At 36.7% G+C, this 22,966-nt stretch carries 25 protein-coding genes, 1 pseudogene and 2 other annotated features; of the genes and pseudogenes, 10 read left to right on the top strand and 16 right to left on the bottom strand.

Going from position 1 to position 22,966, the window contains the following annotated elements; translation table 11 throughout:
- Positions 1-247 precede the first annotated feature (247 nt).
- From ACIQYS_RS02770 to ACIQYS_RS02785, 4 genes are all read left to right on the top strand, one after another.
- The gene (locus ACIQYS_RS02770) at positions 248-1,060 is read left to right on the top strand and encodes an ATP-binding cassette domain-containing protein (protein ID WP_402974548.1); all 813 of its coding nucleotides are present in this window, start codon (positions 248-250) and stop codon (positions 1,058-1,060) included.
- 2 nt (positions 1,061-1,062) lie between these two features.
- Positions 1,063-1,770: a hypothetical protein gene (locus ACIQYS_RS02775; RefSeq protein WP_402974551.1), complete on the top strand. Its 708-nt coding sequence runs from the start codon at positions 1,063-1,065 to the stop codon at positions 1,768-1,770.
- A gap of 295 nt (positions 1,771-2,065) precedes the next feature.
- A complete protein-coding gene (gene abc-f / locus ACIQYS_RS02780; protein ID WP_402974554.1) occupies positions 2,066-3,721 on the top strand; it encodes a ribosomal protection-like ABC-F family protein in 1,656 nt (551 codons plus the stop codon).
- Positions 3,722-3,854: 133 nt separating this feature from the next.
- The gene (locus ACIQYS_RS02785) at positions 3,855-4,277 is read left to right on the top strand and encodes a DUF4395 domain-containing protein (protein WP_402974557.1); all 423 of its coding nucleotides are present in this window, start codon (positions 3,855-3,857) and stop codon (positions 4,275-4,277) included.
- Positions 4,278-4,587: 310 nt separating this feature from the next.
- On the opposite strand, the gene ACIQYS_RS02790 is transcribed toward ACIQYS_RS02785, so the two are convergent.
- The 7 genes and pseudogenes from ACIQYS_RS02790 to ACIQYS_RS02820 form a co-directional block, all read right to left on the bottom strand.
- The gene (locus ACIQYS_RS02790; protein WP_402974560.1) at positions 4,588-5,307 is read right to left on the bottom strand and encodes a YebC/PmpR family DNA-binding transcriptional regulator; all 720 of its coding nucleotides are present in this window, start codon (positions 5,305-5,307) and stop codon (positions 4,588-4,590) included.
- A 275-nt stretch (positions 5,308-5,582) separates the two neighbouring features.
- Positions 5,583-6,008 carry a DUF1801 domain-containing protein gene (locus ACIQYS_RS02795; RefSeq protein ID WP_402974563.1) on the bottom strand — a complete coding sequence of 142 codons (426 nt, stop codon included), beginning with the start codon at positions 6,006-6,008 and terminating at the stop codon, positions 5,583-5,585.
- 119 nt (positions 6,009-6,127) lie between these two features.
- The gene (locus ACIQYS_RS02800) at positions 6,128-6,640 is read right to left on the bottom strand and encodes a DUF2179 domain-containing protein (RefSeq protein ID WP_402974566.1); all 513 of its coding nucleotides are present in this window, start codon (positions 6,638-6,640) and stop codon (positions 6,128-6,130) included.
- Positions 6,641-6,793: 153 nt separating this feature from the next.
- Positions 6,794-7,228: a GNAT family N-acetyltransferase gene (locus ACIQYS_RS02805; protein WP_402974569.1), complete on the bottom strand. Its 435-nt coding sequence runs from the start codon at positions 7,226-7,228 to the stop codon at positions 6,794-6,796.
- A 115-nt stretch (positions 7,229-7,343) separates the two neighbouring features.
- The gene (locus tag ACIQYS_RS02810) at positions 7,344-8,000 is read right to left on the bottom strand and encodes a metallophosphoesterase family protein (protein WP_402974572.1); all 657 of its coding nucleotides are present in this window, start codon (positions 7,998-8,000) and stop codon (positions 7,344-7,346) included.
- Between the two features lie 73 nt (positions 8,001-8,073).
- Positions 8,074-8,545 (bottom strand): annotated as a pseudogene (locus tag ACIQYS_RS02815) (low molecular weight protein-tyrosine-phosphatase).
- A complete protein-coding gene (locus ACIQYS_RS02820; protein WP_402974575.1) occupies positions 8,542-9,015 on the bottom strand; it encodes a GNAT family N-acetyltransferase in 474 nt (157 codons plus the stop codon). The pseudogene ACIQYS_RS02815 and the gene ACIQYS_RS02820 overlap by 4 nt, the downstream one beginning before the upstream one ends.
- A 92-nt stretch (positions 9,016-9,107) precedes the next feature.
- Between ACIQYS_RS02820 and ACIQYS_RS02825 the strand changes: the two genes are divergently transcribed.
- The 3 genes from ACIQYS_RS02825 (at position 9,108) to ACIQYS_RS02835 (ending at position 11,103) form a co-directional block, all read left to right on the top strand.
- Positions 9,108-9,497: an NUDIX hydrolase gene (locus ACIQYS_RS02825; protein WP_402974872.1), complete on the top strand. Its 390-nt coding sequence runs from the start codon at positions 9,108-9,110 to the stop codon at positions 9,495-9,497.
- A gap of 78 nt (positions 9,498-9,575) precedes the next feature.
- Positions 9,576-10,439, top strand: coding sequence for an AraC family transcriptional regulator (locus ACIQYS_RS02830; protein WP_402974875.1), 864 nt, complete (start codon positions 9,576-9,578; stop codon positions 10,437-10,439).
- 196 nt (positions 10,440-10,635) lie between these two features.
- The gene (locus ACIQYS_RS02835; protein ID WP_402974578.1) at positions 10,636-11,103 is read left to right on the top strand and encodes a VanZ family protein; all 468 of its coding nucleotides are present in this window, start codon (positions 10,636-10,638) and stop codon (positions 11,101-11,103) included.
- A 30-nt stretch (positions 11,104-11,133) separates the two neighbouring features.
- On the opposite strand, the gene ACIQYS_RS02840 is transcribed toward ACIQYS_RS02835, so the two are convergent.
- From ACIQYS_RS02840 to ACIQYS_RS02870, 7 genes are all read right to left on the bottom strand, one after another.
- On the bottom strand, positions 11,134-12,255 hold the full coding sequence (locus ACIQYS_RS02840) for a DUF2812 domain-containing protein (protein ID WP_402974581.1): 1,122 nt from the start codon (positions 12,253-12,255) through the stop codon (positions 11,134-11,136).
- A complete protein-coding gene (locus ACIQYS_RS02845) occupies positions 12,248-12,580 on the bottom strand; it encodes a PadR family transcriptional regulator (RefSeq protein WP_402974584.1) in 333 nt (110 codons plus the stop codon). Before ACIQYS_RS02845 ends, ACIQYS_RS02840 begins: the two co-directional genes overlap by 8 nt.
- Positions 12,581-12,734: 154 nt before the next feature.
- Positions 12,735-13,028 carry a spore germination protein GerW family protein gene (locus ACIQYS_RS02850; RefSeq protein WP_402974587.1) on the bottom strand — a complete coding sequence of 98 codons (294 nt, stop codon included), beginning with the start codon at positions 13,026-13,028 and terminating at the stop codon, positions 12,735-12,737.
- Positions 13,029-13,191: 163 nt separating this feature from the next.
- Entirely contained in the window at positions 13,192-13,695 is a 504-nt protein-coding gene (locus tag ACIQYS_RS02855; RefSeq protein ID WP_402974590.1) for a GNAT family N-acetyltransferase, read from the bottom strand.
- Between the two features lie 28 nt (positions 13,696-13,723).
- Positions 13,724-14,281 carry a GNAT family N-acetyltransferase gene (locus ACIQYS_RS02860; protein ID WP_402974593.1) on the bottom strand — a complete coding sequence of 186 codons (558 nt, stop codon included), beginning with the start codon at positions 14,279-14,281 and terminating at the stop codon, positions 13,724-13,726.
- 71 nt (positions 14,282-14,352) lie between these two features.
- Positions 14,353-15,549, bottom strand: a complete 1,197-nt coding sequence (gene thrS / locus ACIQYS_RS02865) for a threonine--tRNA ligase (RefSeq protein WP_402974596.1) — start codon at positions 15,547-15,549, stop codon at positions 14,353-14,355.
- 182 nt (positions 15,550-15,731) lie between these two features.
- Positions 15,732-15,959: a binding site (T-box leader), on the bottom strand.
- A gap of 38 nt (positions 15,960-15,997) precedes the next feature.
- Positions 15,998-16,222: a binding site (T-box leader), on the bottom strand.
- 161 nt (positions 16,223-16,383) lie between these two features.
- Positions 16,384-16,587 carry a hypothetical protein gene (locus ACIQYS_RS02870; RefSeq protein ID WP_402974598.1) on the bottom strand — a complete coding sequence of 68 codons (204 nt, stop codon included), beginning with the start codon at positions 16,585-16,587 and terminating at the stop codon, positions 16,384-16,386.
- A gap of 301 nt (positions 16,588-16,888) precedes the next feature.
- On the opposite strand from ACIQYS_RS02870, the gene ACIQYS_RS02875 reads away from it, so the two are divergent.
- Positions 16,889-17,428: a hypothetical protein gene (locus ACIQYS_RS02875; protein ID WP_402974601.1), complete on the top strand. Its 540-nt coding sequence runs from the start codon at positions 16,889-16,891 to the stop codon at positions 17,426-17,428.
- A gap of 50 nt (positions 17,429-17,478) precedes the next feature.
- Here the strand turns inward: ACIQYS_RS02875 and ACIQYS_RS02880 are convergent, their stop codons facing one another.
- Entirely contained in the window at positions 17,479-19,548 is a 2,070-nt protein-coding gene (locus ACIQYS_RS02880; RefSeq protein WP_402974604.1) for a catalase, read from the bottom strand.
- 194 nt (positions 19,549-19,742) lie between these two features.
- On the opposite strand from ACIQYS_RS02880, the gene ACIQYS_RS02885 reads away from it, so the two are divergent.
- Positions 19,743-20,921, top strand: a complete 1,179-nt coding sequence (locus ACIQYS_RS02885; RefSeq protein WP_402974607.1) for an acyl-CoA dehydrogenase family protein — start codon at positions 19,743-19,745, stop codon at positions 20,919-20,921.
- Between the two features lie 78 nt (positions 20,922-20,999).
- On the opposite strand, the gene fabI is transcribed toward ACIQYS_RS02885, so the two are convergent.
- On the bottom strand, positions 21,000-21,779 hold the full coding sequence (gene fabI / locus ACIQYS_RS02890) for an enoyl-ACP reductase FabI (RefSeq protein ID WP_402974610.1): 780 nt from the start codon (positions 21,777-21,779) through the stop codon (positions 21,000-21,002).
- Positions 21,780-21,983: 204 nt separating this feature from the next.
- Here fabI and ACIQYS_RS02895 point away from each other — a divergent pair, with 204 nt between their 5' ends.
- Entirely contained in the window at positions 21,984-22,931 is a 948-nt protein-coding gene (locus ACIQYS_RS02895) for a nucleoside hydrolase (RefSeq protein ID WP_402974613.1), read from the top strand.
- Positions 22,932-22,966: the final 35 nt, after the last annotated feature.

The raw sequence follows: 22,966 nt of genomic DNA on the forward strand, positions 1-22,966 counted from the left end.
GAACGCTCCGATTGGCTAGTTTCTCAACGTTTTTCACTCGGTAATAACTAAAACCAAAATCCACTTGAACTTCACAATCAAATACAGGAAGTTTTATGAAAAATAACGAAACTTAATACATTTTTTTATATTTAATAGAAGAAAAATACAATCATCCTCCAATAACATCCTTGAGATAATGGTCTTATTTAATTATCTAAATATACTGATATATGTTAAAATAATAGGAAAACGGGTTGTGGTTGTAATGGGTAAAATTATGTTAAAAGCATCCAATGTTCAGAAAGATATTGATGGCAATACGATTTTACAACATGTCTCCTTTAAAATTGAAGAAAATATATCTATTGCTATTCGCGGTTCCAATGGTTCCGGCAAAAGCACCTTATTGAAGTTACTTGCAGGGATTTATGAACCTACTAGCGGAAAGTTAATAAGAAATACAAATAAGATTGGATATGTCCCCGAGCATTTTCCAGAAGGCCTTCGATTCAAAGTAAAGGAATATTTAACATTAGTGGCATCCTTTCAAGGTATACCTGAGAAGGATATGGAAACAGAGCTATCCAAATATATCAGTTTGTTTGGAATAGAACCTTTTATAAACACTCCTCTAAAAAAATGTTCGAAAGGTACAAAACAAAAGGTAGGTATTCTTCAGGCACTTTTGATTAAACCAGACATCCTTTTATTAGATGAACCTTTAACCGGTTTAGATCCGAACTCACAACAAAATTTAATATCTATTTTAGAAAAGCTAAAAACAAGCATGACGATAATTTTTACCACCCATGAAGACCTGTTAGTGGATAACATTGCAAACCAGATACTATACGTGAATGATGGACGTGTAATAGTTCATACAGAAACTAAAAGCTCATATCGATTAATAAAAGTGAGATTTTCAAACAAAAGCTTTTTGACAGAACTTGAATTAAACGAAATTCATATTGAAGAGGACATAGCTCTAATAAGAGTACCCATAGATAAAAGTGATTTCCTGTTAAAGGAGCTTTTGAATAGAAATTGTTCTGTACTTGATGTCAGAGAAAGGATATAAATATGCAAGGATTTATAAAATACCAACTCAAAAGCTATATCCGCTCATTCAAAATTATCCCACCAGCAGCAACCTTCTTCATATGGATTGTTATTTTATATCATTATAGTGGTGTGGAAATATTGAGTAGTTACGCAGTTACAAGTATTGCCTTGTATCTAGTAACAACATGGATATCGATGAACTTATTTTCAATGGAAGAGGAAGCTGAAAAGAATATATTATTCGTGCAAGTGGGGAAAGTTAGATATTCACTGGGCAAATGGATTATTGGTATGCTCATTGCAATGGTATTTATGCTATTTGCAATCCTCTACCCTTTACTATTGGATAGTTTTAAAGAAGCAGTTCAACCAATACATTTGGGACTCTCTATTTTTATACATCTTTTATTGGCCGCATTCGGCATTTTAGTTGGTTCTTTTTCATCCATCTCTTCATTTATTCCGAAAAGATACACATGGCTTTCAGCAGTTCTTGTTATCGCAGTTACACTTTCATACGATGGTCTAGTGGAGAAGCTGTCATTATTAAAGTGGCTATTAATAGTGCTTCCTCCGGTAGTAAATGTGATTAACTTTTTTGTAATGGACGATTTAAAACATTTCGGAAAAGAATTTTGGATTATGTCCTCGTTTGCGATCTTATATTCAACTATTGCCTTCTACGTTTTAATGAAATTATTTATAAAAAAAGAAAGTTATGAATAAAGTTATAATATGATACAATGAATACAACTATTTTTGAGAGGAATGATGGGTGGACAATGGAAATGTAATCTTATTTCTTAAGTAGAGGTTTTTTCTGCGATACATTTGCGCAGTAACAAAATAAACACTACAAAATCGGAAATAGGATTAGTCTGCCCATTTTTCAATCAAATACGAATGATTCTCTACAACACACCATCTTGTAGTGGTTTTTTGCGTATTTAATTTACGGCGAGCAATCCTTCCGATTCATATTCGGAGGGATTTTTTATTCCTCCAAAAAGGAGCGGATTGTATGACATTACACGGAAAACTAATCGATATAAGTATCACATTTGGAGATAAGATTGTATTGGAAAAAGCAAAAGCAGATATTATAGCGGGAGCTGTTATTGGTATCGTAGGAGGAAATGGAGAAGGAAAGTCCTCCCTTCTTTCTGTACTAGCAAACGAAACACTTCCTTCCAGTGGGCATATAGAATGGTTCGGAAACACACCTATTATTAGCTACTTTAAACAAGAGGATGAACAATTTAAGCAAAATGACTTTGTGGAAGATGAATGGGCATATTTTAGTAAATGGTCTGTCCCGCAAAACAGGGAGTATGACAATTTAAGCGGCGGAGAAAAAATGAAAAGTCGTCTTTCCCGAGTATTTGCGGAAAAGGCGCAGCTTCTTTTATTAGATGAGCCGACCAATCATTTAGACCAAAGAAGCTTATCTTTTCTAAAAAAACAGATACAAGCTTACCTTGGAACAATTATTTTAGTGTCCCATGATCGTTATTTCTTAGATGAAGTAGCTAGTTGGATTTGGGAAGTGGAAAACAAAAAGCTAACAGTTTATGCCGGTAACTATACTTCTTTTCGACAAAAGAAAGAAGAGTCTAGACTCACACAACAAAGACTGTACGATGCTCAACAATCTAAGATCAAACAAGTAGAGAAACAAATATCAGACCTTCGAAACTGGTCTTCAAAAGCACATGCAGATTCAACGAAACACGAATTCAATAAAGAATATTACCGAGTGAAAGCAAAGAAAATGGATGCCCAAATTCGTTCCAAAAAGAAACGGTTAGAACTTGAGCTTTCTGAAAACACAGTAGATCAACCAGAAGAAGAAAAAGAAGTAGTATTCTCTATTGAAGGAAATAAGAAAAAGGGAAAACGCGTAATAGAAGCAAATCGCATGAGCAAAAAGTTTGAAGATCAACTACTGTTCCAAAATGTCTCTTTTACCGTCCAGTCTCAAGAACGTATTGCGATTTTAGGTGCAAATGGGAGTGGAAAATCGACATTTTTCCGCATGTTATTAGGGGAAGAAACCGTTGAAGGTGAACTTTGGAAGTCGGATGCGATGAATATTGGCTATTTACGACAAACTGTATTCGATTTACCAGAGGAAAAAACGCCATTTGAGTTTTTTGGACCAACTGACTTTGACAAACGTGGCAAGATTCAGACGCTCATGATGAATTTAGGGTTCTCAAAAGATCATTGGTCTCGTCCTATCCACACAATGAGTATGGGAGAAAGAGTAAAGCTAAAACTAATGGAGTTCATGCTAGACCAAAAAGACGTTTTACTGTTAGATGAACCAACAAATCATTTGGACCTCCCATCTCGAGAACAATTGGAGAAAACTCTTTCTTCTTATCCCGGTACCATTTTACTAGTTACACATGACCGTCACTTTTTAGAAAAACTAACGAATAAATTACTCATCTTTGAAAATAAAACGATTCGGAAAGTGGAAATGAGCTACAACGAGTGGATGCATAAAAACGAGGAATCCATGCAGGAAAAGGATTTATTAAAGCTAGAAACTGAACAACAAGCGGTCTTAGGAGAACTAAGCTATTTGCAGAAAAATGATCCTAAATACAGTGAATTAGACAAACAATTTGCATCACTGACAAAACAAATCATTGTACTAAAGAAAAAATAGAAACATATCTGTAATAAACCATCGATGTTTGTCAATTCCCCGGAAAATATGGTAAGAAGCATATTAATACATTTACATTCTGATTAATCCGCCATATAATATAATAAATCCAATAAGAAAAGTAGGTTTTAAAATGAAAACAATTCCAAAACCTCTAGTCATGGCAAATCAATGGACAATTGTATTATCTGTGATTATTGCGCTTATTACACAATCCGCGTGGATTTTATTCGTTCCACTTATCGCAAATCTTTTGAGCTTATTAACGGGATTTCACCCTATTTTAGTTATCGTAAAACGATTTTTATCTAAACCGGTAAATGAATATATTCAGGAAGACTACGCTCAGTTGAAATTCAATCAATGGCTGGCGGTTAGTTTTCTAATTGTTGCAAGTGTCAGTTATATATTAAACTGGTCCGTGCTATTTAATGTTGCTAACGTTATGGTTGGTCTAGCCGCATTTATTGCAATTCTTGGTTTTTGTATCGGTTGCTTTGTACACTTTCAGTATCAACAATGGAATTATCGGCGCAAAAATTCAATAACACGCTAATGAAAACAGCCTTTCCAGAAAAATTGGAGAGGCTGTTATTCGATTACTTCGTTTCTCGGTGAAGTGTACACTTTTCAAGCTCGGGCAATCTTTTTCAATTCTATACGTTCTGGATTATTACAGTTAATTTCCCTCTATATTGGAAGCTAATTTTTATGCCAAATTCATGTCTCCAACTAAAACTGCTATTATTCCAACTAAAGCATCTGCTTTTACAACTTAACCCGAAAAAACACTATTTCCGTACCCTCAAAAAGAAAAGGTTGCCTCTAAGTAGAAAAACTACTCGTGAGACAACCTTTTCTCTCTATTATTCTCCTAAGTCTACGTTATGGTAAACTTGTTGAACGTCTTCTAAATCTTCTAATGCATCGATCATTTTTTCAAACTGTGCTTGTGCATCTGCGTCCAATGAAATGTCGTTTTGTGCAAGCATTGAAAGCTCTGCAACCGTAAACTCTTCAATTCCAGCAGCTCTTAATGCCTCTTGCACTGCATGGAATTGATCCGGTTCAGCATAAACAATGACAGAATCCTCTTCTTCTAAAATATCACGAGCGTCTACGTCTGCTTCCATCAGAAGTTCTAACACTTCATCAGCTGTTTTCCCTTCCATACCAATAACAGCAGTAGCGTCGAACATATAAGCAACAGAACCACTAACGCCCATGTTACCGCCATTTTTACCGAATGCTGCACGTACATCAGATGCCGTACGGTTTACATTGTTCGTTAACGCATCAACGATTACCATCGAGCCGCTTGGACCGAAACCTTCATAACGAAGTTCATCATAGCTTTCTTCTGATCCGCCTTTTGCCTTCTCAATTGCTTTATCAATAATATGCTTTGGTACACTGTATGTTTTTGCACGTTCTAATACTACTTTCAATGCTTGGTTAGAAACAGGATCTGGTTCGCCTTGTCTTGCAGCTACATATATTTCACGTCCAAATTTAGCATATATACGGCTAGTATTTGCATCTTTGGAAGCTTTCTTTTCTTTAATATTATTCCACTTACGACCCATAAAGTCCCACTCTCTTTCGATTCATTTTCTACTTTTAGTATTATACAATAAATTCTTATTCAGTAGCAAAAAATCAAATACGCCACCGCGTATTTGCGTCCAGATTTTGAATTGAGCTTAGGCCTGCGTGATGCAGGTCAGTTGGCCGTTGTCGCATGGATGCGACGATATTAGGCTAACTTCATTCAAACATACTTTTCAAAATCTGTGACATCCGCCGGAGGCTTTGACCTTATTCTACAGGGTGACCCCCCTGTAGAATAAGGTCAAACACATTAACTTCCATATGTTTCTTGTAAAAACGTAATTGATCTGTTGATTAATTCTTTTAATACATCTACGTCAATATCTGCAACTTTATTAATATACACACATGCTTTTCCAGAAGTATGCTTGCCGAATCTCTCTAAAATGACTTCACGTTCCGTGTCTCCAGTTGCAAAATACAAACTGATCTTTGCTTTACGTGGTGAGAATCCAACTAGCGGCGCATCTCCTTCATGACCGGTAGCGTATTTATAATGATAGGATCCAAAACCAATAATACTTGGCCCCCACATTTTCGCTTTAAAACCAGACGTTTCTTCGAAAATCTCTAGAAGCTTATAAGCATCTTCCTTTTTTTTCGGGCTATCCACGTTTTCAATAAATTCAATGACACTTTGATCTGATTCTCTCATCTTTTGTTCGTATTTCGCCATGTTAACATCCCCTTTAGAATATTAACTTCATTTTACAGGTAATTCGCATGTTTGACGAATTACTTTATCACTAAAAAAGAGCCTTTCTCGATTCCTCGAAAAAAAGCTCGTCCTTTATTCTATCTAGATGGTTTTATTAAGAAACCACCGTTAAATCTAGTTGGTTCGTATGAAATGATGAAAGCTTTAGGCGATAAAGAAAGAATGTAGTCTCTCAGTTTTAATTCATTTTTTCGCTTTGCTAATACTTTCATACAAAGTCGTTTTCCATCTTTTCCGTCCGCAACCCATGATGTTACACCATAGCCTTTTGCACGAACTTGAATCGGAATTTCAATTTCCAATGAGTCGACGATCACATCAAATACAACATAGCCAAGCGCTAATCGATTTTCAATAATACTTCCACAATATACTCCAAGACCCCATCCAACACAATAAGCAATAATATTTAACGGCTTGTCCAGATTATCGAGGACCATCGTTAACCCCATTAAATAGACAAACACTTCTGCCATTGATAAAAAAGACGCCACTACTCTGTAACCTTTAATAACTAAAATCAAACGTAGAGTAGTTAATGTCATGTAAACAACATTAATAACAATAATAAGCAATATGATAGAATCCATATTCACTTCCACCTTTCCTTCGTAATACCGTGGCTTTCGTCAAGTATTCCAATCATTATACAGGATTTCTTTCAAAATGGTATTAAAACTCTTTTCATCTTTTGTAAATTAAAAACAGGGACAGCTGATTTTCTCAGAATGCCCCTTCATTCATTATAATGTTTTCTCCATTAAAATCTTATGTGTCCCTTTTTCACTCTTGAAAGTTTCGATCACGTCAAAGCTAAACTTAATATTGAGTAGTAGCATTTCTCGTCGTTTGTTCCGAGAAATCGTGCGGATTTTCGTATAGCCGAGTGACTTTACTAATTCATGCTGACGTCGCATAAGTTCGGATGCAATCCCTTTTCCGCGATAATCAGAATGGACACCACCTAGCCAACTGTAAAACGTATAATCATTGAACTCATGTCCAATCTTAAAACCCACAACTCGATCACTTTCTAACGCTACAAAGATTAGTAGATTCTTCTTCTGAGTTAGCTCTTCTAATCCTAGCTCTGCTCCTTCAAAAACATGCTTATGTAGCTCCATAATGCCTATAAGCACATTACTCTCTGGTATCTCCTGATAATATATATATTCCATCTAATCGTTCCCCTTATTAAAAATGCATCTACATATCTGTTTCCACTATTTTCTTTAATTCGCTAGCTCAAGAAATGTTAAAGTTCCATTATTTTAGGTATCTCGCCTATCCCTCTTACTTTATTTCTTTCATATCCCTCGTATCTGTTTTTATGTTTATCCACTCCATTATTTCCCCTGTTTGCTTTAGTTTCACTCCAGTTAGCTTGTTGCCAAATACGGCAGCTGTATCAATATTCCAAGAGTTACTTTGCTCATTATAAATTGGAGAATCACATGGTGTATGGCCGATAATCTGCAGTTTTTGTATATTTTTCAACGGGCCTCTATTCCATAAGATCCCGTGTTGGCTTGGTTCATTGAAGGGATTACTCGCTGACTCGGATATACCTGCATGGCTTATAAAGACGTGATCATTTCCCCAATACAAGGGCATTGTTTGGAACCATTCTACGTCATCTAGTATGTCTTGGCCTGCCGCTAAATATTGATGTAATGTTTCTGAGCCACTTTGCATTAACCAATTATTATTTGGCGGGTTTGTTATATGTTCTATCATCTCATATTCATGGTTACCTTTTATAAAAACTGCTTGATCCATATTTTCTTTCTGTAATTGCCTTGCTAGTTTTACCACTTGCGGAGATCCGTTTCCACGGTCTATTAAATCACCTAGCTGAATCAGTATTTCCGTTTCTTTATTCCATTGTTCAATCATCTTCAAAAATGTTTCATAACAGCCATGGACATCCCCAATGACAAATAAGTTCAATAAGATTTCTCCTTATCACCGCATTTTTGATTTCTTTTAACATGCATTCTTGTTCATTAATGATAAAAATCTATCATCTGGACAACTCTTTGTATTCCGCTACCATTTTAGCTAAAAGTGCCTGACAACCTTCTAACACAAGATCATACGTTTCTTGAAAATCTCCTGTATAATAAGGATCCGGCACATCTTTTTGATGATAGGTTAAATCTAAGAAACGCATAACTTTCGGATGATCTGACTGTCCTAGCATCTCTCGAATATTGGTTACACTACTTTGATCCATACCAATAATGTAATCAAATTTCTCGAAGTCCTCTTTGTGCAATTGACGTCCAGCCATTCCTTTCGTTGAAATATTATATTCCTTAAGCTTAGAAATTGTCCCTCGGTGAGGTGGATCACCGATATGCCAATCACTCGTTGCAGCAGAGTCCACTTGGATTATCGTTTAACTTCTCTTCCTCTACTAAATTTCTAAACACAGCCTCCGCCATAGGAGAACGACAAATATTTCCAAGACAAACAAATAATACGTTAATCATTCTAAACTTCCTCCCTTGTGGACCGCTTTTTCATACACTTTGATGAACCCTCCAAAAGGTCCATAAGTTATAGTAGAGTTTGTCCACCCATATTTCTCGTAGTATCCTTCTAAATCGCTGGATAAATATAGTTTTCCATGCCCTAGCTGCGCAGTTATTTGTAGTCCATGTTCTAAAAGTTGTTCACCTATAGAGTGGCCTCTATACGCTGGATCTACGTATAAGCATGCTAACCATGGAAACAAATCTTGGCGACTATTAATATCATTTCGAAGTAATGCATAAGTACCGATAATTTTATTATTTTCTATTGCAACATAAAAACTAGGAAGAGAATCAGGTGTTTTCCCAGAATGAGCCATACAATCTTCATAAAATTTAAAGTTACTCTCACTGTCCCATTGTTCCCAGAATACTTTCACTGCTTCTTTAAATAGTTCTCGTCTTTGTTGAATTTCGATTATCTCCATATTAACTCTCATCCTTTAATTTGATATATAATAATACTAGTATGAGTTAGAATGTTCTGTCTACTAACCAGAAGATTGGAAGGTGTATTTATATAAGAAACAGAGGAGCAACTGTCATTATTGAAAACGGCCGGGTTGCATTGATCAAACGAACGAAGCCACATGTAACCTATTATGTATTTCCAGGTGGTGGGATTGAGGAAGGTGAAACACCAGAGGAAGCAGCAATCCGGGAAACGCATGAAGAACTAGGGGTGCATGTACGTATTCACCGCCTACTGAAAGTATTAGATTATAACGGAAGGCAGCACTTTTTCCTAGCTGATATTATTGGTGGGAAATTTGGTACAGGCACTGGAGAAGAGTACTCGCATACTTCCGTTCAGCGTGGGATTTATGAACCTATATGGATTGATCTCAATGATCTTTCTACATTAGACGTTCGCCCCAAAGTGATTGCGGAACTTCTCTTAACCGAGTGAAAAACAGTCCAAGGTGAGCACAAAATGACAGGTTTTAAAAATTTGTATTGTTTATGATAGATGCAAGGAGTGAGGGTCATAGGTTGGGTTGAGTCGATTCAAAGAGCAATCAATTATATAGAAGAACATCTACTAGATGATTTGGCGGTGGAACGAATTGCAAAAGAAGCAAACGCGTCGGCATTTCATTTTCAACGAACGTTTAGCCTTTTAACCGACATATCCATAGCGGATTATATTCGCCGCAGAAGATTAACTTTAGCGGCACTGGAATTAATAAATACTGAAAACAAAATTTTGGACCTTTCCTATAAATATGGCTATGACACTCCCGAAGCTTTTACGAAGGCCTTTCGAAAGCAGCATGGCGTGACACCGAGTGATGCACGAAAGAAATTAGGTAATTTACAATCATACAATCGCCTGGTCATCCAGGTGAGCTTGAAAGGAGCCGAACCAATGAAGTATAAGATTGTGGAAAAAGAAAGTTTTCAAGTTGTTGGAGTGAAAAGAACATATAACTGTAAAACAGGTGAAAATCTGGAAGGTATCCCGCTATTTTGGGATGAAGTGAACACTGATGGTACGGATGATTTGCTTTTCCAATTAAACAATGGCGAAATTGAAGGTGTTCTAGGAGTTTGTGTGGTTGATGAAAGTCAGAAAGATAGTGGCTTAATGGACTACTGGATCGCTTCTGCACATGAAGGAGATGTTCCGGAAAATTTTTCGACATTGGAGATACCCTCTTCGAAATGGGTTATATTTGAAGTTCACGGTCCGATGCCACATGCAATGCAAGACACATGGAAACAAATTTATTCGGAATGGTTCCCTTCTAATCCGTATGTCCCAGCAGGAACTCCTGAGTTAGAAGTGTATTCCAATGAAAACCCAAAAAATGCTGATTATTATTCGGAGATTTGGATTCCAATTAAATAAGAAAAGAACCCGAAAAGCAATCCAGGTTGCTCATCGGGTTTTGTTTTGTTCGGGGATATTATCCGATTTATTTGTTTGGCACTTGTCCTTAGAACATAAATAATTCCATTACATTAATCCATTTTTTCCCTATAAACACTATATCTTATAAGTACAGAAATATGAAAACTTCCTGTTTTTATGTTACTGTTTTGTTATGAAAAAAATTATCCCTATACTCTTTTTACTTATTGTTGTATTCATTTCATCCGCTCAAACAGCTGAACAGCAATCACTCTTACCAACCCTTGAAAAGTGGCTGCCAAATAAACCTTTGGAGTCTTTTTTATCTATATTTCAAATTCCATATTGGGGCATTTTAGTTTCGGTTGAAGAACGGGGATACTATCCATTTGTAGAGTTTTTGATTCGCAAAGGTACGCATTTCTTTTATTTTGGAATAATAGCACTCGCTATTTACGCTGCTTTACCTAATTTTAACTATCGTATACTTACTGCTATTTTCCTCACGATGCTATTTGCAGTAGCCGATGAACTACATCAATCATTCACAAGTGGACGCACAGCTTCTGTTCAAGATGTGATGCTTGATACTACTGGTGCTATTACAGCACTTCTTCTATTGACTTGTATTCGAATAATAAAAAAAAAGAAAATCCGCTAAGGCATAGTTCTTTAGCGGATTCTCTGCATATTAAGCCTTCCGCATACGAAAAGCATACCGGACAGTTCCAAAAATAAGGAAGATAGGTACAAGTGGACTAATAATTAGTAATCCCAAAAGAATTTGTTCAAAAGTATTTCGTTCATATATGTGATAAGTCGAAAGATTAATCCACAAAGCAAAAGATAAAATCACTAATAAATAACCAGCTATACTAGCATTCATTAACATTACTTTTCGAACTTGCCCTTTCTTCTCAGTAGAATCATACGTAAACCGCGGCATCTCTTCACCGATTTCATACTCTTTCTGCCATATAGAATACTTCGTATACCAAGATGATGAGGTGAACTTTAACTGCCAGCCTGCACTTTTATGGATATCAAAATAATTTGGAGAAGCCTTCAATTGATAGTCATAAACATACGAGATAAGCTTCGGTGTGCTTTTCTCAAAAACGAATTTTGGACCCATTTTACTCACACGAACGAGATGATTCCCTTGCATGGCCATGTCCGAAAGCCAATTTTCCAATAAATCTGGTGCATACATCCAACCAAATCTCCATTTAGAAAATGTATTTCCAACAGATGATACCGTGTCAACAGATGCACTAAAAAACTTATGATCGAACGCTCGTAATTTTTGTGTCATATATATCGCTAGAACAATAACAGCAATTACTTGCAGGAAGTAAAGAATTGTAATAGACCATAACGGACTTGGTACGAAGGTGGATTCTTCCGGAAAGAATAAAAGGGACAGCATCGCTATAACAAATGGGATTAACTGAAATCCATACAATAAAGCAATACATGACAACACAACGGAATGGATTCTATTCCTTTTCAAAACACCATCACGAGATGGATACGCCTGAATCGTATTATTACTATTTTCGACGAATTTCCACTTCCCATGGGACAATGAATTTTCCCAACCGGAGTCTTTTAGCCTCCCCGGCAACTCATTTTTTGATGTATCATATATTATTTGATATTCCACTTCTTTACTTTCTGCTTCTTCAAATATAAACTTCCTTGAAAGTAAATTGATATCGACTAGTTTTTTTCCTTCTAATGCATACGATGACAACCAACGTTCTGTCTTTTCTAAATCATAACTCCAAAAAGGTCTCCATTTTTTAATCATCGAACTCCTCCTCATAACTTAAGGCATTTACATGCAATTCTTTCAATCTGCTTATTTCATATCTCATTAATTCTTTCCCAATATGTGAAACTTCGTAGATTGTTTTTCTTTTTTCATCTGAGAAAACCGTAACAATCTCATCTCTTTGCATTTTCTTCAACGTTCCGTAAATTGTTCCGGATCCGAGAATAATTCGACCTTTTGTTAACTCTTCCACATGCTTAATAATGCCATAGCCGTGGCGTGGCACAGTAAGCGACAACAATATATAAAATGCTGTTTCTGTCATTGGGATATAGGATTTAATAACTTTATCAATTTTCAATTGGATCACGTCCACTCTAACTATTCACTATGTCGCAGCTCTACTGTATCACGTCGTGACATATAGAGTCAATAACGTTCATATAATTTAGAAAGTGACGCCGAGCGATAAAAAAAAATCCGCTAAGGCACTCCTTTAGCGGATTTTCTCCATATTATTTAAATTTCCGATTTCTTTTCAATAAAAAGCCAAGTCCAAGCGTAACCACACTAAGAATCGTTAAAATGAAATACATATTAATAATAGGTTTAAACTTAACTTTTTCAGGCGTGATTTCAAAAACTCCTACTGGTTTAACAGAAAAATAACCACCTCCACCTTCACCTTGAGCAACGGGTTCCTTTTCACTCATATCCGAATATCCTCCGCCACCGCCAACATAATAGTTTACTTTAGCAACTGGAAGTACTCGTTTACTATCAAGGTCAATCGGCTCTCCATAAACCAATGAAGCATCCTTCGTACGAGAGAATTTATCGAATATAGACCGAATAGGAGAATGATAAATGGCATGCTTTTCTACTGGGCTATCAACTAACTTTTCTGATTCTATGATTTTCTACCTCCTCTTATTCAAGACTACTTCGACATGATTCAAGCAAACCCTTTTTTTATAAAATAAGTGTCATATGATCTTCATCGTAATATGTATCAGCCACTTTTAACGCCTTTTCTTCTACACCAAAAACTTTAAATCCTAGTTGAGTATATAGATTTCTTGCTTTTTCATTAGTAGATACGACAGACAAATTAACCTTTTCAATTTCTTCTATCGTTCTTGCTTTATTAATTGCTTCCATAAGTAATGCTTTTCCTGCGCCTAATCCACGTACTTGCGGACTTACATACATGGCAAAAATATTTGCCCGATGCTTCATTTTTAGATAGCTTTCTTGGAATAACGTAACCATTCCAACGAGCTTATCCTGATGGAATGCTCCGAAAGTGTAGTTGCCTTCCGTTCGTAAATTACTTTCTACTCGTTCGATTGGATTTGTTCTTTGTATTGCTTCTTCGTAACTTGTTCCAAATGCTTCCGGACTTTGTTGCAATGCTTCTAACCTTAATTCCCAGTATGCACTTGCATCGTTCGGTGTTAATAATTTTATTTCCATCACTTACTCCTTTGTGAAAAACTTTTTATTAAAAAATTGATGCCTCTTCCCTCAAAATAGAACATATAGCTGCGTCACAAAACCTTCCTTTTTCAAAGGATGATTTCCGCAATATACCTTCGTATATAAATCCAGCTTTTTCAAGCGTCTTTTGAGAAGCTGTATTTTCAGGATCATAAAGGGCTTCAATTCGGAAGAGTCCCATTTTCTCAAAGCCGTATTGCAATACATACTTTAATACTTCCGTCATGACTCCTTGTTGCCAATACCCTGGTGTTACTTCAAATCCTACTTCTGCTTTGAAATGCTCTTTTTCCCAATTATGATAACCACAGCTGCCGATTATTTTATTGTCATCCTTCGTTGAAATTCCCCAGCGAATGCCCTCGTTATTTGCAAATCGTTTTTGCCAGTTTTCTATTAAACGAATCGCCTCATTAATATCCGTAAAAGTATCCAAATCGTAATACTTTGTCACTTCATCTTGTGAAAAGTATTGGAATACTTCGTTCGCATCGCCAACTTCTATTGGTCGCAATAGAAAACGTTCTGTTTCTAAATGCGGAAAATTATTAAATATATCCATAAAACCCCTCCTACCAGTTTATTCGTGAAGCATAATCAAAAATCCTTTGTAGGAGGAGATTCCTTTTAAATTTATCGTTCGCTTTTTAGATGACCAATCAATTCATCCAAGTTCATTTCACCTGCATTTCCTAGTTTATGCTTTCTAACAGACACAACATTCTTCTCTATTTCTTGATCTCCCACAATGAGCATAACCGGATACTTTTGCAATGCTGCTTCTCGAATTTTAAAACCAACTTTTTCCACACGGTCATCGATTTCTACACGATAGCCTTCTTTTTCAAGTTGCTGCTTCACATCTTCTGCATACGAAACATGTGCGTCTGATATTGGTAGAATCTTCACTTGAACAGGTGCTAACCAAAGTGGAAAGCTTCCTTGAAAATGCTCTAGAAGAATAGCCATGAAGCGCTCGATAGAACCATAAATCGCGCGATGAATCATTATCGGTTGGCGTAGTTGATTGTCCTCATCGATATACCCGCAATTAAATTTTTCTGGCATCTGAAAATCGAGTTGCACTGTTCCACATTGCCAGCTCCGGCCAAGAGAATCTAAAATATGAAAATCGATTTTCGGACCGTAGAATGCCCCGTCTCCTTCATTTACTTGATATGCTACTTGTTTTTTCTTTAACACAGATTCAAGCGCATGTTCAGCTTGATCCCACGCTTCCACTGATCCCATGAAATCTTCAGGCCGAGTAGAAAGCTCAATTTTATAACTAAAACCAAATTCCGAGTAAAACTCATCTACTAAATCGAGCACTTTATCGATTTCGTTTTCTATTTGATCTTCCCGTACGAACAGATGTGCATCATCTTGTGTAAATGCTCGAACTCGTAAAAGACCATTTAACGAACCAGACAACTCATGACGGTGTACTAAACCAAGCTCCGCGTAACGAATTGGAAGCTCTCTGTAACTCCTTTTTTTACTGTTGAAGATGAGCACTGCTCCCGGACAACTCATCGGTTTAATAGCATACTTTTGTTCATCCACATTAGCAAAATACATATTTTCATGATAATGATCCCAGTGGCCTGACTGCTCCCAAAGCTCTTGCTTCATCATTATAGGAGTTTTAATTTCCTGATACCCCGCTCTTTGATGCTTAATTCTCCAAAGGTTTTCAAGTATATTTCGTAACACCATACCCTTTGGTAAATAGAACGGCATTCCAGGTGCTTCGTCACTTGACATAAATAGTTCTAATTGTTGACCTAACTTCTGATGACTTACTCTTTCTTCTGCTTTAATTGACATGTTATATTCCTCCTATTTTTGAAAATCAAATTCGCCTTGGCGTATTTGTGCCTAGATTTTTATCGAGCTTGCTCGATATATTCCATTAAAAAATCTTTGGCATCCGCCGGAGGCCTCAATTTTATTCAGCGGGGCTTGCCTTCCCCGCTTAATGAAATTGAAAAAGACCACACCCATCCCGGTAAAGGGACGAGTGTGGTCGTGGTTCCACCCTAATTTTGCAACACAAAGAAATGAATTGCGCTCATACTAGATAACGGTTCTCCCGATTGTGGATAATCGCATAGTTTGCTTTCCCCACAATAGCTCCAAGGTGGTAAATCATTCGTTTTTCTTCAGGGCTCTCAGCCAATGACCCTGTTCTCTAATAAGAAAATGGTAATGATTCATATCCTTATCCTCGCTTGAATTATTAAATTTCTATACAAAAAGACCACACTCATCCCAATAAAGGGACGAGTGTGGTCGTGGTTCCACCCTAATTTTGCGACACAAAAAAATGGTGTCGCGCTCATAATAGATAACGGTTTTCCCGATTATGGATACTTACATCGATTTCCCCATAATAGCTCCAAGGTGGTAAATCATTCTTTTTTCTTCAGGGCTTTCAGCCAGTGACCCTGTTCTCTAATAAGAAACTGAGGATGATTCATGTCCTTTTCTTCGCTTGCTTACGATTTATAAATTTTTTTTAGTATATGCAATAAATTCGAAATAGTCAACACATACATTAATTCTGATTGGCAAAATCATAGATATATAAAACCAGACCTACTAAAGTAATGATTGTTGTAATTATGATAAGCGTATTCGACAAAAGAATCGAATATCTTGCTAATTTTTCGAGTACCCATCACTAAAATTTTTCTTCTTTTTTGAGACAAGTAATGAATATATTAAAACTATTGCCAAAAAAACTACACCAAATAAATAAAACACAAAGGCACTTGTATTTTCTCCCCAATTAATTACAACTTGGCGTATAAGTGTTATTAATAATATAAACATAGGGATAAGTACGGCTTTACTATTAATCACAATATGTTCACCTCCTGCCCCTTATTTTAACTACGGCAACTTGGATTTATTGCATTATCAATTATTATACGATAAATATTTCTAAATGAGTTGATTTCAAAATTGCTTATTGTAACTAAAAATCCAAATATTCATATCGAGTTCTAATTACATTGAGTGGAGTAGAAGATGCTCTCAGCGAATCGACTAAGAAGCTGAAGCCAAGCCCGCGGAAAGCGTCCGCCTGAATTAATTTTTAAATACCATAACAGTATAGACTGTCCTATAATTAAATTATATTTTACCAAAAAGAGGTGTTCTATTGAATTTCATTGCATGGACGATCATTGCTTGTGAAATTGGATTTTGGGTTGTTATTTTACTAGGTCTCGTGACTAGATATATATTTAAAAAAGAACGTCTCGGTTTGTTCTTTCTTGCGTTAACTCCAGTTATCGATCTAATTTTACTTGCAATAACAGCTATTGATCTGTATAACGGAGCAACCGCAACACTAGCGCATGCTATTGCAGCTGTTTATCTTGGTTCTTCGATTGCCTTCGGTAAAAGCATGATTCGCTGGGCGGATGAAAATTTTCGATACTATGTACAAAAAGAAGGTACAAAACCTGTTCGTAAAACAGGTATGGCATATGCACGACATTCGTTAAAAGGAACCTTTCAACATCTACTCGCATATATCATTGGCGGGGGGCTGCTTCTCCTTTTAATTTATTTCATCGATGACCCTTCCAGATCAGAAGTTTTATGGGGTACATTAAAAATTTGGGGACTGCTTCTTGGTATTGACTTTGTCATATCTATTTCTTACTTTATATGGCCACGGCTCGCTAAAAAATAAATAAATAGAAAGGCATGCCCATTGCGTTTAGGCATGCCTTTCTATTTATTTTATACAGTTCGATTCCAAAAGCGATGTTCAGCAATTGCATTGATGAAACCTTCGACAAAACTATTTTCCGTCTCTTCTGTTATTACGCCTGCCTGTCCTTTCAAACCGAGTTCATCGAGCAATTGTTCCCCATAAAACGTGGCAGCAATAGGCTTGAAATGAGCATATGCTTCTTTCACAAAATATGCGGCTTCTTTTTGGTACGTCGGTGTTGTACCTTGTGGACTTGCTACATACACTGCATCAAATAATACGGAATCTGTAGTGGAGAAAGTATGGTCGGCTTCCAATAAAGATCCATCTGCTCCTTTAATAATCCCTTGATGATCACTTACTGTCTCTATCAGCGTACCCTTCGCTTTTAACTCTTCTAAAATAGCCATTAATTCTCCAGCAAACCCTTCTGAAACTAGTACAGCAATTTTGCGGGTATCTGGTTTCTTAACTGAATTCAATTGACTTAACGCTGGAGAGGACTTGCTATAGCTAGGAAGAGTAGTCGCTTGTACAGTCAATCCTAAATTTTTTGCAACTTGACTTGCCAAGTCTACATCCACATTTACAAGCATTTCTACAACTTGCTCTCGAACGGTCTTTTCTTTACACATCCCAAGTTCGAAACTGAATGCATTTACGATATGAAGCTTTTCCGGATCGCTCATACTATTCCAGAACATCGTTGCTTGGGAGAAATGATCTTTAAAACTTTCGCTTCGAGCACGAACTTTGTGACCATCTACTTTTTCCTGATAATGTGCGTATCCACCCTCATTCTCACTAACCGGAGATGGTGTATTACCTGCAAGTGAGTTTTTATGATAGCTAACTTGTCCAACATTTATCGTTTGTCTACCGTATCCATCTCGCTGATTGTTATGAAAAGGACAAACCGGTCTGTTGATCGGAAGCTCGTGGAAATTTGGCCCTCCGAGTCGTATTAGTTGAGTATCTGTATACGAGAATAATCTTCCTTGTAGTAGCGGATCATTTGTAAAATCAATACCCGGTACTACATTTCCAGGATGGAATGCCACTTGTTCCGTTTCAGCAAAAACATTATCCACATTGCGATTCAAGGTCATTTTTCCGATAATTTTTACTGGTACTTCTTCCTCCGGCCATAGTTTCGTAGGATCTAAAATATCAAAGTCAAATTTAAATTCATCTTTTTCCCCAATTATTTGCACGCCTAATTCGAATTCAGGATAATTCCCACTATCTATTGCATCGTACAAATCCTGTCTATGGAAATCGGGGTTTTTACCGTTTATTTTTTGCGCTTCATCCCAAACGACGGAATGTACTCCTAAAACAGGCTTCCAATGAAACTTTACAAAATGGGAAATGCCTTGGTCATTGACGAATCGGAAAGTATGGACACCAAACCCTTCCATCATTCGAAAACTTCTAGGGATTGCTCGATCTGACATCGTCCACATGACCATATGAGCAGTTTCTTGATTGTTAGCTACGAAGTCCCAAAACGTATCATGTGCGGTTGCTGCTTGTGGAATTTCATTATGCGGTTCTGGTTTAAACGAATGGACTAAATCTGGAAACTTAATGCCATCTTGTATGAAAAAAACAGGAATATTATTTCCTACTAAGTCATAGTTACCTTCTTCTGTATAAAACTTTGTGGCGAATCCTCGTGCATCACGTGCTAGTTCACCTGACCCACGTGAACCTGCAACTGTTGAAAACCTTACAAAAACAGGTGTCTTCATTCCCGGTGTTTGCAAAAATTTCGCTTTTGTATAGGCATGCATGGATTCATATAATTCAAATTCTCCGTGAGCACCATATCCCCTAGCATGTACAATCCGCTCAGGAATTCGTTCATGGTCAAAATGCGTCATTTTCTCACGGAAATGAAAATCTTCTAAGAGAGTAGGACCTCGTTCACCATTTTTTAAAGAGAATTCATCCTCTGAAACCTTCAGTCCTTGGTTCGTAGTCATTGCTTTGTCTTGATCATTCACACGAAACTGTTCTAATTGTTCATCTTTACTGTTTTCATTCACTTTATTATCCAAACTTGTTCCTCCTCCATCGTTTATGCTTTCCATTACTTTCAATACCCTATTTTTCTATGAAAAAACTTTTCGCAAATAATTTAATCCTATAAATTTTATAGGTCTATGATTGACCTCACTACGCTAGAGTAGTAAAATAATTCCAACAATAACCTTTAAATCTTTTTTATTTTGCTTTAAATCCTACTATTCCAATATACTTTTAAATTTAAAGGAGACGAATACTTGTGTTCAATTTATTCATTAAAAACGAAAATCAACAAGGATGGCTCGATAATTTGGCTCAATTAGAAGAAAAATTTAAAAGTAAATCTGCTGAAATCGATGAGCTTTCCATCTTTCCGAAAGAAAATGTAGAAGATTTAGTGAAAATCGGTTATACGAGTACTACATTACCAAAAGATTATGGCGGCGAAGGGCTTTCCGTTTATGATATGGTGCTTTTACAAGAGACATTAGCAAGCTATGATGCAAATACTGCATTGTCGGTTGGTTGGAGCTTAGGTGTAGTCGGTGACCTTTTTGAGAAAAAGCTGTGGACAAAAGAAAAATTAGATTTCTTTTCAAAGGAAATTGTGAATGGCGCACTCGTAAACCGTTCTGTAAGTGAAGCACAGACCGGAAGTCCAACACGCGGGGGACGTCCAGGAACAACTGCCGTTAAAAATGGCGATAGTTGGGTACTAAACGGACGAAAAATATTCACAACTGCTTCTCCTATACTCACTTACTTTTTAACCTCTGCATGGATTGAAGAAAAAGAAAAAGTTGGATTTTTTCTAATTCACCGTGATACAGAAGGAGTTTCCATAGAAGAAACGTGGGATGTTGTTTCGATGCGTGGAACTAGTAGTAATGATTTAGTGCTTACAAATGTGGTCGTACATGAAACTGATCTAGTGGAGATTCCTGAGTTAGTAAGCGGCGGAAAAGTGAACGGATGGTTACTCCATATACCCGCTACTTATTTAGGTGTTGCACAAGCTGCACGAGATTATGCCATTCACTTTGCTAATACACATTCTCCAAATAGTTTGAATGGACCAATCGCACAATTGCCTAATGTTCAACAGTTAATAGGAGAAATTGATCTAGAGCTTACAAAAGCGCGCTTTGTCATTTACGGCGCTGCATCTGCTTATGACAATGAAGCTTCTAGGGATGTACTATCTAACGAAGTATCGGTTGCGAAGCATGTTGTAACCAATTCAGCTATAACAATCGTCGATAAAGCAATGCGCTTAGTAGGAGCGAAAAGTTTGCAACGAACAAATCCATTACAGCGCTACTATCGAGATGTTCGAGCAGGGTTACACAATCCGCCAATGGATGATATGACGATAAAAAAGTTAGCACAGTTTGCACTGGAAGCAGATAAAAATTCCGTGATGTTTTTTGAGGAATAAACATAATGAAAAAGTATTTACAATTTAAAAAGCTATCTGCGAGAAAAATTTCTCATAGATAGCTCTAATTTTTATTAATTACCCCATAATATTATAACCAGAATCCACGTAAACGACCTCTCCTGTTACCCCTCTAGATAAGTTCCCTAAAAGACCAACAGTCATATCGCCTACTTCTTCCGCAGTTACATTTCGTTTTAATGGGGAAGTTTCTTCGATTTTGTGCAAAATTGTGTTAAAAGAAGATACTCCTTTTGCCGCTAATGTTCGTACTGCTCCCGCTGAAACTGCATTCACACGAATGTTCTGTTTCCCTAAATCTAGCGCCAAATATTTAACAGATGCTTCTAATGATGCTTTAGCAATTCCCATTACGTTGTAGCCTTCTAATACGCGCTCTGCTCCTAAATATGTCATTGTCACAATAGAGCCGCCTTCTGTCATAAACGGTGCTGCTTCACGAGCTGCAGCAATTAGTGAGTATGCACTTGTATCTTGTGCAAATGCATAACCATCTCTAGTTGTTTGAAGGAAATCATTTTTCAAGTCCTCGGCATGTGCAAACGCTACAGAATGCACTACACCATGAATTACCCCTACTTCACTTCCGATTTTTTCAAATGCCGCTTTTATGCTTTCATCGCTATTGACATCACATTCCACGACTAACCTTGCTTCTAAGTTATTGTCCGTTAATGCTTTCTCAATTTTTCCTAAAGAACGTTCTTTACGATACGTGAAAATAACATTTGCCCCAACATCAAATAAAGATTTCGCTACCCCCCATGCAATACTACGTTCGTTTGCAACGCCCATAACTACGATATTCTTATCTTTTAATTGAATTAAATCTTTCATATGAACCTCCATTTTATTATGCTAATATACTATACCTATTATTAGTACCAGTTACTAAGTTTATCATACCATAATTATTTTTCTTGTACTATCTACTGCTTTATTTTAGCTTAGAAATTCATTTGACAAATAATATTGTATACAATAACGTGTAGTAGAAAATATATGCAGTGTAGTAAATAAAATAACATGAGGTGTAGATAGATGACCATACCAGTAATTATCGATTGTGATCCAGGAATAGATGACGTAATGGCATTAACACTTGCTTTTGCCCATCCGGAATTAAATATCCAACTAATCACAACGGAGCCAGGCAACCAAACGCAAGAAAAAACAATCCACAATGCACTCACTTTTACGAGTTACATGAAAAAAGATATCGAAATTGCTAGAGGTCTAGATAAGCCGTTTTTCCGCAAACTTGAAATTGCGGATAAAGTACATGGTGATAATGGACTTGGCAATGTCCTATTTCCCGCTCCAACACTTCAATCGAGCAATCGTACAGCAATTGAAGCGATGAAAGAAACACTATTAACCAGCGATGAGCAAATAGTACTTATTGCAACCGGCCCTTTGACAAACGTTGGTGCTCTTCTTTTAGCGCATCCAGAAGTAAAGCCAAAAATTAAATATATCTCCTATATGGGTGGAGCTGCTGTTGGAGGAAATATGTCACCTACGGCAGAATTTAACGTATATGTAGATCCACACGCAGCAGATATCGTATTCCGTTCAGGCATTCCTATTGTCATGAGCGGGCTAGATGTTACGCATAAAGCATACGTTACATTAGAAGAGATAAATGAAATTGAAGCAATTGGCTCAGACTTTGCTTCCAAAGTTGGTCAAATGCTTCGCTTTTACATACATTCAGCTAAGCAAACTGCATTTCACGCACCTGGTTTTGAAAGCCAGATACACTTACATGATTTGTGTGCAGTGTCCTATGTATTAACCCCTGAGCTGTTTGAAGGGGATGACTGTTACGTTGCAGTTGAATTAGAAGGAAAACTCACAGCTGGAACTACTGTTGTAGATTATGCACAACAAACTGGTCTTCCACATAATGTAAGAGTATTGCATACGATTAACAGAGAAAAGTTTGTAGAACAACTTTTTGATGCCGTTAAAAAAATGAGTCTTTAAATTTTTGGCAACAAGTGGATTTTAGAACAATGTAG

The organism is Psychrobacillus sp. NPDC096426 (genome assembly GCF_044762745.1).
GTDB lineage: Bacteria > Bacillota > Bacilli > Bacillales_A > Planococcaceae > Psychrobacillus.

What these genes read in the sequence shown, in the direction of transcription:
- ACIQYS_RS02770 (WP_402974548.1), top strand. Translation starts at nt 248, where the DNA reads ATGGGTAAAATTATGTTAAAAGCATCCAATGTTCAGAAAGATATTGAT.
- ACIQYS_RS02775 (WP_402974551.1), top strand. Translation starts at nt 1,063, where the DNA reads ATGCAAGGATTTATAAAATACCAACTCAAAAGCTATATCCGCTCATTC.
- abc-f (WP_402974554.1), top strand. Translation starts at nt 2,066, where the DNA reads ATGACATTACACGGAAAACTAATCGATATAAGTATCACATTTGGAGAT.
- ACIQYS_RS02785 (WP_402974557.1), top strand. Translation starts at nt 3,855, where the DNA reads ATGAAAACAATTCCAAAACCTCTAGTCATGGCAAATCAATGGACAATT.
- ACIQYS_RS02790 (WP_402974560.1), bottom strand. Translation starts at nt 5,307, where the DNA reads ATGGGTCGTAAGTGGAATAATATTAAAGAAAAGAAAGCTTCCAAAGAT.
- ACIQYS_RS02795 (WP_402974563.1), bottom strand. Translation starts at nt 6,008, where the DNA reads ATGGCGAAATACGAACAAAAGATGAGAGAATCAGATCAAAGTGTCATT.
- ACIQYS_RS02800 (WP_402974566.1), bottom strand. Translation starts at nt 6,640, where the DNA reads ATGGATTCTATCATATTGCTTATTATTGTTATTAATGTTGTTTACATG.
- ACIQYS_RS02805 (WP_402974569.1), bottom strand. Translation starts at nt 7,228, where the DNA reads ATGGAATATATATATTATCAGGAGATACCAGAGAGTAATGTGCTTATA.
- ACIQYS_RS02820 (WP_402974575.1), bottom strand. Translation starts at nt 9,015, where the DNA reads ATGGAGATAATCGAAATTCAACAAAGACGAGAACTATTTAAAGAAGCA.
- ACIQYS_RS02835 (WP_402974578.1), top strand. Translation starts at nt 10,636, where the DNA reads ATGAAAAAAATTATCCCTATACTCTTTTTACTTATTGTTGTATTCATT.
- ACIQYS_RS02840 (WP_402974581.1), bottom strand. Translation starts at nt 12,255, where the DNA reads ATGATTAAAAAATGGAGACCTTTTTGGAGTTATGATTTAGAAAAGACA.
- ACIQYS_RS02855 (WP_402974590.1), bottom strand. Translation starts at nt 13,695, where the DNA reads ATGGAAATAAAATTATTAACACCGAACGATGCAAGTGCATACTGGGAA.
- ACIQYS_RS02860 (WP_402974593.1), bottom strand. Translation starts at nt 14,281, where the DNA reads ATGGATATATTTAATAATTTTCCGCATTTAGAAACAGAACGTTTTCTA.
- thrS (WP_402974596.1), bottom strand. Translation starts at nt 15,549, where the DNA reads ATGTCAATTAAAGCAGAAGAAAGAGTAAGTCATCAGAAGTTAGGTCAA.
- ACIQYS_RS02880 (WP_402974604.1), bottom strand. Translation starts at nt 19,548, where the DNA reads ATGGAAAGCATAAACGATGGAGGAGGAACAAGTTTGGATAATAAAGTG.
- fabI (WP_402974610.1), bottom strand. Translation starts at nt 21,779, where the DNA reads ATGAAAGATTTAATTCAATTAAAAGATAAGAATATCGTAGTTATGGGC.
- ACIQYS_RS02895 (WP_402974613.1), top strand. Translation starts at nt 21,984, where the DNA reads ATGACCATACCAGTAATTATCGATTGTGATCCAGGAATAGATGACGTA.